Origin of the sequence: Sphingomonas trueperi, from assembly GCF_011927635.1 — a bacterium.
Lineage (GTDB): Bacteria > Pseudomonadota > Alphaproteobacteria > Sphingomonadales > Sphingomonadaceae > Sphingomonas > Sphingomonas trueperi.
Map to the genome: position 1 here is coordinate 21,413 of NZ_JAATJB010000003.1, position 13,089 is coordinate 34,501.

The window sequence follows — 13,089 nt, forward strand, 5'->3', positions numbered from 1 at the left end:
CAATTTAGATCCTATCGGGCAACAGGCTTGCGCACACGGACATAGTTCTTTGCATTTAGCCTCTTGACCTATGCCGTTGAGGCTGTTGGTATCATCGTACCAATGTAAGTCCGTAGGATCGCGTGTACGCGCTGCGGGAAACCTGCCGTAGATACGGTTGTCGGGGCTTTGGCAACGGTGTCGGGCAAGGGGGAGAGATGATGACGTTTTCGGACCAGATCGGCCGGTTTCGCGAAGGCAACCCGTCGCCGCTCTATCTGCAGCTGCAGCAACTGATCCGCGAGGCGATCAGCGGCAAGATCCTCAACCAGGGCGACGCGATCCCGCCGGAGCGCGATCTGGCCGTCGAATATGACGTGTCGCGCATCACCGTGCGCAAGGCGATCGGCGGTCTGGTCGAGGAAGGGCTGCTCACGCGCCGCCGCGGTGCGGGCACCTTCGTCGCCGAGCGCGTCGAGAAGAGCTTCTCCAAGCTTTCCTCCTTCACCGAGGACATGGCCGCACGCGGCCGCGCCGCCAGCAGCAACTGGATCGCGCGCTCCACGGGGCAGGTCACGCCCGAGGAAGCGATGGCGCTCGGCCTGTCGCCGGGCGCGGCGGTGCTGCGCTTCTCGCGCATCCGCTTCGCCGATGGCGAGCCGATGGCGCTCGAATTCTCGACCATCGCCGGCTACTGCTTGCCCTCGGTCGATGCGGTGGGGGACTCGCTCTACACCGCGCTCGAAGCCGCCGGGAACCGGCCGGTGCGCGCGCTCCAGCGCTTGCGCGCGGTGCCGTTCCTCGGCGAGCATGCCAAGATGCTCGGCGTCGATCCCGGCCATGCCGGCCTGCTGATCGAGCGCCGCGCTTTCCTGCGCGACGGCCGCCCGGCCGAAGTGACACGCTCCTATTACCGGGGCGATGCCTATGATTTCGTGGCGGAACTCAGCGACGTCTGAGCCGCCTGCCTGCCTGATTTTTGGAGATTGCTGCATGGATCGTCGCCAGTTGCTGCTCGGCAGCGCGGGGTTGGGGGCGCTTGCCTCGCTGGGACTGCCCGAGGCCGAGGCGGCCGCGCGCGCGGTGGAGGGCGACGCCTTTCCGATGCCCGCGCCCAAGACCGCATTGATGCCGCGCCTGCCCGACGGCGACCCCACCCGCACCCGCATCGAGCGCGGCTGGCGCTTTTATCAGGGCGACGTGCTGCCGGCGCCGCTCAAGGACCATGACGATACCTATGGCAGCGTGAAGGCAGGCAACGCCCGCGGTGCCGCCGCGCGCGATTTCGACGACAGCGAATGGGCCGAAGTGCGCCTGCCGCACGACTGGGCCTCGTTCCAGCCCTTCGAACAGACCGCCAATGTCTCGCAGGGTTATCGCAAGCGTGGGATCGGCTGGTATCGCCGCCGCCTGACGCTGGATCCTGCCGATCACGGCAAGACGATCGAACTCCACCTCGACGGCGTCGCCACCAACGCCACCGTATGGGTGAACGGCAGCGTCGTCGCGCACAGCTGGTCGGGCTATGCCAGCATCCTCATCGACATGACGCCGTTCGCGCGCTTCGGTGACGAGGACAATGTCATCGCCATCCGCGTCGATGCCGAGGCGATGGAAGGCTGGTGGTACGAAGGCGCCGGCCTCTACCGCCATGCCTGGCTGGTGCGCCGCGGGCCGGTGTCGATCGTCACCGACGGGGTACATTGCGATCCGCGCAAGACGGAGACCGGCTGGAACGTGCCGGTGACGGTGACCGCCGGCAATATCGAGCGCGCGCCGGTGGCGGTCGCGGTCGAGGCCGAACTGCTTGATCCGAGCGGCAAGCGGGTCGCCTTCGCCACCACCGCAGGCAGCGTGCCGGTGCTCGACCGCGCCGAGCTGGCGATGACGCTGTCGCTCGCCAACCCCAAGCTCTGGTCGGTCGAGACGCCGACGCTCTACACCGTCCACACCCGGCTGCTGCGCGATGGCAAGCTGATCGATGAGCGGCGCACGCCCATCGGCTTCCGCACCGTCCGCTTCGATGCCGACAAGGGGCTGTTCGTCAACGATCACCCGGTCAAGCTCAAGGGCGTGTGCATCCACCAGGACCATGCCGGCACCGGCGTGGCGCAGTATGACGCGCTGCTCGGCTGGCGGCTCGAGCGGCTCAAGGCGATGGGGTGCAACGCGATCCGCATGTCGCACAACGCGCCGACCGCCGAGCTGCTCGACTGGTGCGACCGGATGGGCTTCCTCGTCATGGACGAGAACCGCCACTTCAACCCGGCCCCCGATTACCTTGCCCAGCTCAGCTGGATGGTACGGCGCGACCGCAACCATCCCAGCGTGATCCTCTGGTCGGTGTTCAACGAAGAGCCGATGCAGGGCACCGAGGCGGGCATCGAGATGGTCCGCCGGATGGAAGCCGCGGTGCGCAAGCTCGACGACAGCCGGCCGGTCACCTCGGCGATGAACGGGTCGTTCTACAATCCGCAGAACGTCTCCTCGGTCGTCGACGTGATGGGGTTCAATTACTATCAGGGCGAGTATGACAAGTGGCACGCGCTGAACCCGACGCGGCCGAGCACCAGCTCCGAGGATACCAGCGCCTTCGAGACGCGCGGCGCCTTCGCCAGCGATCCCGCCAAGCATGTCATCACCTCCTATGACGACGAGGCGGCACCCTGGGGCAATACCCATCGCAAGGCGTGGCAGCTGATCGCGGCGCGCGAGTTCATCGCCGGCGGGTTCGTCTGGACCGGCTTCGACTATCATGGCGAGCCGACGCCCTATGAATGGCCGACCGCGTCTAGCTTCTTCGGCATCATGGACCTGTGCGGCTTCCCCAAGACCGCGTTCGGCATCCACAGCGCCGCCTGGATCGACGATGCGCCGGTGGTGTGGCTCGCGCCGCACTGGACCTGGCCGGGCAAGGAGGGGCAGAGCATCAAGGTATTCGTTGCCTCCAATGCCGAGAGCGTGACGCTGCTGCTCAACGGCAAGGCGATCGGCACGCAGAAGGTCGATCGGCTGCAGGGCAATGAATGGCAGCTGCCCTATGCGCCCGGCCGGCTGGAGGCGCAGGCGCTGCGCGGCGGCAAGGTCGTCGCACGGATGGTGCACGAGACGGTCGGCAAGCCGGTCGCGTTGCGGCTCACGCCTGCACGCACGGTGATGGCCGGCGACGACGAGGACGTGCAGCCGATCACCATCGACGCGGTCGACGCCAAGGGCCGGCACGTGCCGACCGCAAACCTGATGACGCACTTCTCGGTTGAGGGCGCGGCGATCATCGGTGTCGGCAATGGCGATCCGAACAGCCACGAGCCGGAGAAGGGCAATGCCCGCTCGCTGTTCAACGGCCTCGCGCAGATCCTGGTGCAGGCGGGGACCGGCCGCGGCAAGATCACCGTCAAGGCGAGCGCCGAGGGGCTGAAGCCCGCACTGCTGACCATTGACCGCGCTGACATCGCCCCGCGCGCGCAGGTGGGCGTCACCCCGCCGCTGATGGTGCTGGGCGACTGGCGCCGCTCGGGGCTCGTGGCCGACAAGCCCAGGCCGGGCCTGGTGCCCGACAACAACAGCTGGGCCTTCCTGCGCAGCGCGATGCCGACCCCGGCCGAGCCGCAGCCGGGCTGGCGCGTCTACAACAACCGTCTCACGCCGTGGAAGCGGATCGCCACGGGCGGCGGCACGCTGCGCTTCGCCAGCGTCGGCGGGCGTGCGGAATTGTGGGTCGACGGCAAGAAGCTGGCCGAGAAGACCGATGCCGCGCCCGCACCGCTGGAGGCGGCCTTCCCGGCGGGGAGCGGCCAGCGCACCGTCGAGCTGATCGTCCAGGCGCTGGCGGGGCAGGCATCGGGGCTGCTCGGTAAGGTTACCCTCACGCCGCGCTGACCGGATCGGGGTGGGGCGGTCGGGCCGGAACTCGATCGCCTCACCGCGCGCTTAACCATGGCCGTTCACGCCCGGTTGGTGGAGGCTCGATAGGGCTGCCGCTCCAGGGGGACGGCATGAATCTTCTCATCGGGTGGCTGGTCGGCGAGCGCGTCGGGCGTGCCTTTCGCGCGCATGATTTCGCGCGCGGCAATGCGCTGTGGGGACTGTTCCTGTGGTGGGCGGTCGGCTGGCTCGGCGCGACCGCGGCCTTCTACAATCTCGGCAAGGCCTGGGTGCTGCCCGGCTGCATCGGCGCGATGGGGGGCGCGCTGCTGCTGTGCCTGCGCCGGCCGCTTGCCTCTGGGGTCAAGCAGGCGATGCTCAACGCGATCGGCTATAGCGCGCGCTGGGTGATGGCGATCAGCGCCGGCTATGTCGCGCTGCGGATCGTCTGCGCGGCGATCTATGGCGAATTGCAGGCGCATGGGCTCGCCGGGCTGCCCTGGCAGAGCCTGCAATTCGCCTCGCTGCTGTTCGTCGCCGGGGGCAGCGTGGCGATTGCGGTTACGGGGATCTTCGCCGCCGACCGGCTGCGGCTGGCGCGCGAGGGCAAGGCGCGGCTCGGCTGGCGCGAAGCGGAGCGGCAGGCCTCGGACCGCGCGCAGGCCGCGGCAACGCCGCCGGTGGTGGCGGAGGCGTGCTGGTGGGCCGTCCTCGAAGTCGCTCCGGATGCGAGCCGCGCGGAGGTCGAGGCGAAGGGCCGCGCGCTGCTCAAGCAATATCACCCGGACCTCTGGGTTTCCGCGCCGCGCCACCTTAAGGCACAGGCCGAACACCAGACGATCCGCATCCTCCAGGCGCTCGCGGCGGCGCGGGCGGCGCGGAAGCCAGACTGCCCGGCTTGATCAGACCGTTTCATTCCGGGGCGGCCAGTCGACCCGCCGAGAGACGTGGATATACCGACGCTTCTGACCTTGACGCCTTCGGCTGCCGCCAGCTTTAGAATTCGAGCTTGAGCTCCTCGTTCAGCGCCAGAGCGGACCAGCGGCGAGAAAGGTCATCAAGCCGATCTCGAATCGCTTCCACATCCTCCGCCGAAATCGGTGCAACGCTGTGCCCCCGAGCTTCACACGCATGCTCATAGGTCGCAATCAAGTCCGTGACGGGCACACGACCGCCCCACATCTCGGCTTGGAATGTCTCGACCAAGCGCTCGATTGCGGCTTCGCTGTCGCCACCCTGCGCTGTGAAATCAGCCCGAAGTCCATCCTGCACGAGCGACAGGAACCCTCGATGCGCAAGCACGCTCTCCACCGCATAGTGAGCCATGTCGTGGGGGATGATTCCCTGCTTCGGGCAGGAGATTGTTTCCGAAACGCCGTCTTCCCTCACAACGGTGAGTTCATCAAATTTCCCGGCGCGCTTCACGAAGATCAGTTCCACAACGCAAAGCTATCAGCGTACCGAGCGATTTCCAGCATTTTCAGCTTGGGCGCTGCCCGCCGGCTTTTTACCAGAAACGGCTGTTCCCCTCGCGATATGCCGACTGAGCGTTGGCAAAACCATCTGCTGATTCGTCGGCGGCGATGTACACGATCCGTTTCCAGCCCGAGCGCAGCCTGCTCGACATCGCCTGGCATCGCATCTTCCTGCCCGATCAGGTGCCGGATTACGCCCGGCAGTCCCTGCAGCAGTTTCTCGCCCAGGGGCTGAGGCCGGGCTATCTGCTCCGCATGGACATGCGCGAAAGCGCCGTGCAGCCGTGCGACACGCTCGACTCCTTCGCGCGCAGCTTTCGCGATTTTCCCAAGGCCTCGCGCATTGCGGTGATGACGCAGCCCTATCTGCGGGCGTTTGCCAATGCCGATGCCGGGCTGAACTGGCTGCTCGATGCGCCGGCCAGCACGCCACAGGCGGACCAACGCCACAGCATCTGAACACGGCGCTGCAAGGTCAACCCCGCAGCGTAGCCAGAACCGCGTCGTCGCCGAGCAGGTGGATCACCGTGGCCGAGGGGCGGGCGAGCCCGCGCAGGCCGAGCGCCAGCAGCGCGTCGCCATCCACCTCGGCCGGGCTGTCGAGTTCGACGCGCAGGCGGTTGTCGTGCGCGCTCACCGCGCGGACGTTCGCCGCGCCGCCCAGCGCCGCCAGCGCCGCCGGCTGGAGCGCCACCGTCGGTGCGCTCGCAGGGGGCACGGCCTGTGCGGCAGGCGCCGACACGCCGCCGCGCGCGGTCGCGTCGCGGATCTCGACCGCCACCACATCGGCGATCGGGCCGAGCACCACCTGCAGCGCGCGCTCCGAGGGGCGCAGGATGCCGTGCGCGCCGAGTGCCTTGAGCGCGGCATCGTCGACCACGGACTGGTCGGCGACGATCAGGCGCAGGCGGGTGGTGCAGGCGCCGATCTCGACCAGATTGGCCGAGCCGCCCAGCGCGCGGGCGAAGGCCTCGCCGCGGCTCGACGGAGCGACAGCGCCCGCGTCGGCCACAACCGGCGCCTCGGCTTCGCGGCCCGGAGTCTTCAGGTCGAAGCGGCGGATCGCCCAAGCGAAGATGCCGTAATAGAGCGCGAAATAGACCAGTCCGACGGGGATCAGCAGCAGCGGCTTGGTCGCCTTGCCGAAGTTCAGGACGTAGTCGAACAGCCCTGCGGAGAAGCCGAAGCCGAGCTTCACGCCGAGCAGGTCCATCACCACCATCGCCACGCCGGTCAGCACCGCATGGACGACGTAGAGGGCGGGGGCGAGGAACATGAAGCTGTATTCGATCGGCTCGGTCACGCCGGTGAGGAGCGAGGTGAGCGCGAGGCTGAACAGCAGGCCGCCGACGGCCTTGCGGCGCTCGGGGAGTGCCGCGCGGTACATCGCGAGGCAGGCGGCGGGCAGGCCGAACATCATCACCGGGAAGAAGCCCGCCATGAACGCGCCCGCGCTGGGATCGCCCGCGAAGAAGCGGCGGAGGTCGCCCGTTGCGCCGTTGTAATCGCCCTGGACGAACCAGAACACGTTGTTGAGGATATGGTGCAGGCCGGTCACCAGCAGCACGCGGTTGAGCACCCCGAAGGCGAACAGGCCGAAGCTGCCCGCACCCGCAATGCCGTGGCTCAGCCCGTCGACGCCCGCGCTGATGTGCGGAAAGCCGACGCCGACGATGACGGCGATGGCGAGGCCCGCCAGCCCGCTGACGATCGGCACGAAACGACGACCACCGAAAAAGGCGAGATAGGACGGCAGCTTGATCGCCGAAAAGCGGTTGTAGAAGCCGCCGCCGATCAGACCCGAGGCGATGCCGATCGGCACGTCGAGCCGGGCGACCGCCTTGGCCTTCCATGCCGCCACCGCCAGCGCCGCCTGGTCCTTGTCCAGCCCGGCGCCGATCGTGTCGGGCACCGCGAGCAGGCTCTTGCCCGCCTCGGTTGAGACGAGGAAACAGACGATGCCGGCAAGTGCGGCGGCACCGTTGCCGTCCTTGGCATAGCCGGTCGCCACGCCGATCGCGAAGAGCAGGCCGAGATGCGAGAACAGCGCATCGCCGGCCGCGCTGACAAAGGCGATGTTGAGCAGGTCGGGCTGGCCGAGGCGGAGCAGGAGCCCTGCCACCGGCAGCACCGCGATCGGCAGCATCAGCGCACGGCCGAGCGGCTGGAGCGTTTCGAGGATCTGCTTCATGCGGTGAATTCCCGGGCAAGGCGGCGGACATCGGCGGCGGTGGCGCAGGCCAGCGCGGCGGTGGCATGGGCGCGGGCGCGCTCGATCGTGAGGGTGGCGAGCAGCGCCTTCACTTCCGGCACCACCGACACGGTGGCGGAAAGCTCGGTCACGCCGAGGCCGACCAGGATCGGCACCGCCAGCGGATCGGAGGCGAGGCCGCCGCATACGCCGACCCAGCGGCCCTTGGCGGTCGCACCCCGGCAGGTATCGGCGATCAGGCGCAGCACCGCCGGGTGGAGCCCGTCGATGCCGCTGGCGACCGCCGGATTCCCGCGGTCCATGGCGAGCGTGTACTGGGTCAGGTCGTTGGTGCCGATCGACAGGAAATCGGCTTCGGCGGCGAGCAGATCGGCGGTGGCCGCCGCAGCGGGCGTCTCGACCATGATGCCGAGCTCGACCGTCTCGCCGATGCCCAGCTCGCCGCGCAGCCGATCGAGCACGGCGCGCACCGCGCGCAGTTCGCCGACGCTGGCGATCATCGGCAGCATGATCCTGGCGACGCCGATCGGGCGCACGCCGAGGATCGCGCGGAGCTGGTCCTCGAGCACCTGCGGATGGGCGAGGCCGACGCGGATGCCGCGCAGGCCCAGTGCCGGATTCTCCTCCGCCGCGATCGGCAGATAGGGCGCGGGCTTGTCGCCGCCGATGTCGAGCAGGCGGATGATCAGCGGGCGGCCCTGCAGCGCGTCCGCAATTGCCTGATACTCGGCGGTCTGTTCGCCGACGCTGGGCGGCGTGTCGCGATCGAGGAACAGGAATTCGGTGCGCAGCAGCCCGCTGCCCTCGGCGCCCGCCGCGACGGCGCGCTCGGCATCACTCACCGAGCCGAGATTGGCGAACACTTCGATGCGGGTGCCGTCGGCGAGCCGGGCTTCCGCCCCCGCTGCCGCGCGGGCAGCGGCGAGCGCGGCCGTGCGGGCATTGACCCGGGCCCGCGCCTCGCTGCGCTGGGCCTCGTTCGGGGCGACGCGGAGCGTGCCGGCGCCGGCGTCGAGGATCAGCGTGTCGCCTTCCTGCACGGTACGCAGTGCCGATCCCATCGCGACCAGCGCCGGGATGCCGAGGCTGGCGGCGAGGATGGCGACGTGCGAGGTCGGGCCGCCGCGCACGGTAGCGAAGCCGCAGACCTGCGCCGGATCGATCGCGGTGACCTGCGAGGGCAGCAGGTCGTCGGCGAGCAGGATCGTGCCTTCCGGGAACACCAAGGGCGCGTCCTGCACGCCTTCGATCGCGGAGACGACGCGGCGCTCGAGATCGACCATGTCGTCGGCGCGCTCGGCGAGATGCGCATCGCCGTTCTGGCGGAGCAGCTCCGCCTGCGGGCGGATCGCTTGGCGCCAGGCCTGGCCGGCGCTGGCGCCGTCGAGCACCGCGGCGCGCGCCGCTTCCAGCAATTCGGGATCGTCGAGCATCGATCGGTGCGCGGAAAGGATCGAGCGCATCGGCCCGGCGGCGTGGCTGAGGTCTGCCTCGATTGCGCGCACCACCCTGGCGATGCCGTCCTCGAGCCGCGCGCGCTCCAGGCTCGCGCCCTTGCCGATCGGGTCGATCGTCAATTCGGGGAGGCGGAAGAAGCGGGCGGTGCCGATCGCGAGGCCCGGCGCGGCGGTGACGCCGGCAAGCACGCCGGGCTCGTCCGAAACCGGCGCGGCGACGGGGGCGGGGGCAGGGGCGGGCGCAGGCGCCGAGGCGGGATCGGCCTTCTCGCCCATGCCGCTTTCGATCAGCGCGGCGAGCGTCGCCGCGGCTTCGTCGGCGCGGCCGCCCTCGGCGGTGATGCGGATCGTGTCGCCCAGCTTGATGCCCAGCGTCATCAGCCGCACCGGGCTGCGCGCATCGGCGCTCTGCTCGCCCTTGGTGATCGTCACCTTGGCGGCGAAGGGGACCAGCACTTCGCGGAGCTTCGCGGCGGGGCGGGCGTGGATGCCGTGCGCGAGCGGAACCACCACGGTGCGCGTCGCCGTCTCGCCGACGATCTCGGTGGCGGCTTCGACTGCCGCTCCGGCGCGCTCGACCGTGAAGATCGGCTCACCCGGCGCGACCAGCCCGCTGCCGCGCTTGCCCGTCAGCGTAAGGCCTTCCTGGCCAATCAGCAGCACCGGTGTCACCACCGAGGGCGCGTCGCAGACCACGCAATCGAGGTCGAAGCGGATCAGCACGTCGCCCGCGCGGACGTAATCGCCCACCTTCACCTGCGGATCGAAGCCGGCGCCGGCCAGCTGCACCGTATCGATGCCGATATGCATCAGCAGCTCGATGCCGTCGCCGGCGCGCAGCGTGATCGCATGGCCGGTCGGCTGCAGCACCGTCACTTCGCCGTCGCAGGGCGCGTAGAGGCAGCCCTCGGTCGGGTCGATCGCCACGCCGTCGCCCAGCATGCGCTGCGCGAAGACGGGATCGGGAACCTCCTCCAGCGGCAGCAGCCAGCCGGCCATCGGCGCGCCGATGGCAAGGGCCCCGGCCGAGGCGTCGTCATGGGAAGAGGGCGGCGCGATCGTGCTCAGGGCGGGTCTCCGTGCGATCAGGGGAAGCGGGTTGCGCCGATCCAGCACCCGGCGGGCTGGAAGTCGCGGGTCATCTGCACCCAGTCGGCGCGCAGCCCGGGGGCGAGGGTGCCGCGCTCGTGCGACAGGCCGAGGAAGGCGGCGGGGCTGGTAGCGGCCATCATCGCGGCATCCTCGGGCGCGGTGCCGATACGGGTGACCATGTGGCGGAACGCGCCGGTCATATCGAGCGCCGAGCCCGCCAGCGTGCCGTCGACGCCGAGCAGCCGCCCGCCTTCGACGCGGATATGCTGGCCGTGCAGGTCGAACGAGGTCATGTCCGATCCTACGTTCGGCATGGCATCGGTGACCAGCAGGAAGCGGTCGTGCGGCCGGGCGGCGAGCGCGATGCGCAATGCCGCGTCGTGGACGTGGAAGCCGTCCGGGATGATCCCGCAATAGGCGGTCTGGTTCTCCAGCGCCGCACCGACGACGCCGGGCGCGCGGTGGCGCAGCGGCGACATCGCGTTGTACAGGTGGGTCACGCCGGTCATGCCGGCCTCGAAGGCGGCGACCGCGGTCTCGTAGGTCGCGTCGCTATGGCCGATCGCGAGCAGCACGCCTGCATCGGCCAGGCGGCGGACGTCGGCGAGGTCGACCATCTCCGGCGCCAGCGTCACCAGCACCTTGCCGCGGCGCGGGCGGCCGAGCAGCTCGACCATGCCGGCGTCCAGCCCGCGGAACTTGTCCGCATCGTGGATGCCCTTGCGCGCCTTGTTGAGGATCGGGCCCTCGATATGCACGCCGACCACGCCGGGCACCCCCGCCTCGATCGCGGCATCGGTGGCGTCGAGCGCCTTGGCGATCACCTCGGGCACGTCGCTGATCAGCGTCGGCAGGAAGGCGGTGGTGCCGAACTTGGCATGCGCCGCACCGATCGCGGCGATGCCCTCGACGGTGGTCGCGTCGTTGAACAGCACGCCGCCGCCGCCGTTGACCTGGACGTCGATGAAGCCGGGGACGATCCAGCCGCCGTCGAGGTCGATCGTGTCGGTGCCGCTGCCTTCGGTGGCAATCGAGACGATGCGGCCCTGATCGACCTGGATCACCGCTTCCGGCAACGTGCCGGCAGCGGTGACGATCTGGCCGTTGACGAAGCGAAAACTGCTCATCGAGTCTCGGTTACCTTGCGGAGATACAGCGGGGCGTCGGGGTTGTTGCCGCGCGCCAGCGAGAGCGCGTTGACCATCGGGTAGAAGCTCTGGACCATCAGGATCGGCTCCAGCGCGGCGTGGCCGGCGAGCACCGGCAGCGGCGAGGCGTCGCCGGCCTTGGCGTCGGCCAGGCAGATGCGCGCACCACGCTCGGCGAACTCGGCCGAGGCCTCGCGGACGCTGTCACCGGCGGTATCGGAGGTCGCGAAGGCGAGCACCGGGAAGCCGTCGCCGACGATCGCCATCGGGCCGTGGCGCACCTCGGCGGCGCTGAACGCCTCGGCGTGCAGGCTGCAGGTTTCCTTGAACTTGAGCGCGGCTTCCTGCGCGACGGCGAAGCTGTAGCCACGGCCGATCACGAACAGGTTGGTCGCGTCGCGCAGCGTGTCCACGACCGGTGACCAGTCGAAATCGCGCGCCTTTTCCAGCTGTTGGGGCAGGGCGGTGAGCGCGGTGGCGAGCGCCTCGTCCTGCGCCCATTCGGCGACCAGCGCGGCGAAGGCGGCCAGCGCGGTGATATAGGACTTGGTCGCGGCGACCGAACGCTCGGGGCCTGCCTTGAGGCCGATCGTGGTGTCGGCCATTGCGGCGAGCGGCGATTCCTCGTCGTTGACGAAGGCGACGACGCGCGCGCCGGCCTGCTGGTAGGCCTTGACCGTGGCGAGCAGGTCCGGGCTGCGGCCGCTCTGCGACACGGCGATGCACAGCGCGCGGGCGGTGGAGACGGGCGCCTCGAACACCGACGCGACCGAGGGCGCGGCCGAGGCGACGGGCACGCCCAGCATCGTTTCGATCAGATATTTGCCATAGGTGGCCGAATGGTCGGACGAACCGCGAGCGCAGGTGACGACCAGTGCGGGCGGGTCGGCGCGCAGCTCGCGGGCCAGCGCGGCGAGCGCCGGGCCGTTGGCGTCGAGCAGGCGGCGGACCGCGGCGCCGGCCTCGGCAGCCTCGGACGCCATCAGCGTCGCACCGCCTGCGGGCTTTTCGATTTCAGCGATCATGGTCCCCACTGCTTCCTGGCTATGATGAAACCAGGGATAAGTTACATATTGGTATTGTTCAAGCGCTAGCTGCGCGCGTCGAGCAAATTACGCAGGGTAGAAACTTTCGCGGGGTCGGTGGCGAGGCGCGGGCCGGCCTGGAAACCGAACGCGATTTCGCGGGTATCGGCGCTGGCCTGCGGGCTGCGGCACGAGGCATGGACCTCGCGCACGCCGGTCTCCAGGATCGCCGGCAGCGTCGACGCGTCCACGCCGCTGCCGGCCAATATGGTGATTCGGTCGCCGGCGGCCTGTACCAGCGCGGCGATCGTGTCGCGCCCGTCGATCGCCTTGGGTGTGCAGCCGGAGGTGAGGATCCGGTCGAAGCCGAGGCTGATCGCTGCTTCCAGTGCCGCCAGCGGATCGGGGCAGAGGTCGAAGGCACGGTGCAGCGTAAGCGACAGGCTGCGCCCGGCATTTCGCGCGACCGACACCCAGGCCGCGAGCATCTCCGCATCGAGCTGCCGGTCGGTGCGGCTGGCGCCGATCACCACGCCGGCCAGCCCCGCCTCGGCGGCGGCGCGAATGTCGGCGGCGACCAGCGCGGCTTCGGCGGCGGTGTAGACGAAGTTGCCGTCGCGGGGGCGGGCGAGCAGATGCACCGGGATCGGCGCGGTCGCCGCCGCGGCAATCAGCGATTCGGGTGGTGTCAGTCCGCCTACGGCCAGCGCGGCGCAAAGCTCGATTCGGTCCGCGCCACCGGTTACCGCGGCATCGATTCCGGCGACATCTTCCACGCAGACTTCGAGCAATCGACGCATAAGGTATTCGTCCCCGGGGCCAAGGTTCTAGAAAAGT

The 13,089-nt window shown here is 69.5% G+C and carries 10 protein-coding genes; 4 read left to right on the forward strand and 6 right to left on the reverse strand.

Annotated features, from left to right (window positions below):
• Positions 1 to 200: 200 nt before the first annotated feature.
• The 3 genes from GGR89_RS05890 (at position 201) to GGR89_RS05900 (ending at position 4,745) form a co-directional block, all read left to right on the forward strand.
• A complete protein-coding gene (locus GGR89_RS05890; RefSeq protein ID WP_125977764.1) occupies positions 201 to 938 on the forward strand; it encodes a GntR family transcriptional regulator in 738 nt (245 codons plus the stop codon).
• Positions 939 to 972: 34 nt separating this feature from the next.
• Positions 973 to 3,858, forward strand: a complete 2,886-nt coding sequence (gene galA, locus GGR89_RS05895; RefSeq protein ID WP_125977748.1) for a beta-galactosidase GalA — start codon at positions 973 to 975, stop codon at positions 3,856 to 3,858.
• Between the two features lie 116 nt (positions 3,859 to 3,974).
• Complete coding sequence (locus tag GGR89_RS05900; protein ID WP_125977750.1) at positions 3,975 to 4,745, forward strand: J domain-containing protein; 771 nt, start codon at positions 3,975 to 3,977, stop codon at positions 4,743 to 4,745.
• Positions 4,746 to 4,839: 94 nt separating this feature from the next.
• Here the strand turns inward: GGR89_RS05900 and GGR89_RS05905 are convergent, their stop codons facing one another.
• Entirely contained in the window at positions 4,840 to 5,283 is a 444-nt protein-coding gene (locus GGR89_RS05905; RefSeq protein ID WP_125977752.1) for a hypothetical protein, read from the reverse strand.
• 143 nt (positions 5,284 to 5,426) lie between these two features.
• Between GGR89_RS05905 and GGR89_RS05910 the strand changes: the two genes are divergently transcribed.
• The gene (locus GGR89_RS05910; protein WP_125977754.1) at positions 5,427 to 5,777 is read left to right on the forward strand and encodes an STAS/SEC14 domain-containing protein; all 351 of its coding nucleotides are present in this window, start codon (positions 5,427 to 5,429) and stop codon (positions 5,775 to 5,777) included.
• Between the two features lie 16 nt (positions 5,778 to 5,793).
• On the opposite strand, the gene nagE is transcribed toward GGR89_RS05910, so the two are convergent.
• The 5 genes from nagE to GGR89_RS05935 all read right to left on the reverse strand — a co-directional run bounded on the left by nagE (position 5,794) and on the right by GGR89_RS05935 (position 13,052).
• The gene (nagE, locus tag GGR89_RS05915; RefSeq protein WP_125977756.1) at positions 5,794 to 7,509 is read right to left on the reverse strand and encodes an N-acetylglucosamine-specific PTS transporter subunit IIBC; all 1,716 of its coding nucleotides are present in this window, start codon (positions 7,507 to 7,509) and stop codon (positions 5,794 to 5,796) included.
• Positions 7,506 to 9,986 (reverse strand): phosphoenolpyruvate--protein phosphotransferase, encoded by a 2,481-nt coding sequence (gene ptsP, locus GGR89_RS05920; RefSeq protein ID WP_167712788.1) that lies wholly within the window; start codon positions 9,984 to 9,986, stop codon positions 7,506 to 7,508. Before ptsP ends, nagE begins: the two co-directional genes overlap by 4 nt.
• A gap of 86 nt (positions 9,987 to 10,072) precedes the next feature.
• Complete coding sequence (gene nagA, locus GGR89_RS05925) at positions 10,073 to 11,206, reverse strand: N-acetylglucosamine-6-phosphate deacetylase (RefSeq protein ID WP_125977966.1); 1,134 nt, start codon at positions 11,204 to 11,206, stop codon at positions 10,073 to 10,075.
• Positions 11,203 to 12,252: an SIS domain-containing protein gene (locus GGR89_RS05930; RefSeq protein ID WP_125977968.1), complete on the reverse strand. Its 1,050-nt coding sequence runs from the start codon at positions 12,250 to 12,252 to the stop codon at positions 11,203 to 11,205. Before GGR89_RS05930 ends, nagA begins: the two co-directional genes overlap by 4 nt.
• Positions 12,253 to 12,317: 65 nt before the next feature.
• The gene (locus GGR89_RS05935; protein WP_125977970.1) at positions 12,318 to 13,052 is read right to left on the reverse strand and encodes a copper homeostasis protein CutC; all 735 of its coding nucleotides are present in this window, start codon (positions 13,050 to 13,052) and stop codon (positions 12,318 to 12,320) included.
• Positions 13,053 to 13,089 lie beyond the last annotated feature (37 nt).

What these genes read in the sequence shown, in the direction of transcription:
- galA (WP_125977748.1), top strand. Translation starts at nt 973, where the DNA reads ATGGATCGTCGCCAGTTGCTGCTCGGCAGCGCGGGGTTGGGGGCGCTT.
- GGR89_RS05900 (WP_125977750.1), top strand. Translation starts at nt 3,975, where the DNA reads ATGAATCTTCTCATCGGGTGGCTGGTCGGCGAGCGCGTCGGGCGTGCC.
- GGR89_RS05910 (WP_125977754.1), top strand. Translation starts at nt 5,427, where the DNA reads ATGTACACGATCCGTTTCCAGCCCGAGCGCAGCCTGCTCGACATCGCC.
- nagA (WP_125977966.1), bottom strand. Translation starts at nt 11,206, where the DNA reads ATGAGCAGTTTTCGCTTCGTCAACGGCCAGATCGTCACCGCTGCCGGC.
- GGR89_RS05935 (WP_125977970.1), bottom strand. Translation starts at nt 13,052, where the DNA reads ATGCGTCGATTGCTCGAAGTCTGCGTGGAAGATGTCGCCGGAATCGAT.
- GGR89_RS05890 (WP_125977764.1), top strand. Translation starts at nt 201, where the DNA reads ATGACGTTTTCGGACCAGATCGGCCGGTTTCGCGAAGGCAACCCGTCG.
- nagE (WP_125977756.1), bottom strand. Translation starts at nt 7,509, where the DNA reads ATGAAGCAGATCCTCGAAACGCTCCAGCCGCTCGGCCGTGCGCTGATG.
- ptsP (WP_167712788.1), bottom strand. Translation starts at nt 9,986, where the DNA reads ATGGCCGGCTGGCTGCTGCCGCTGGAGGAGGTTCCCGATCCCGTCTTC.
- GGR89_RS05930 (WP_125977968.1), bottom strand. Translation starts at nt 12,252, where the DNA reads ATGATCGCTGAAATCGAAAAGCCCGCAGGCGGTGCGACGCTGATGGCG.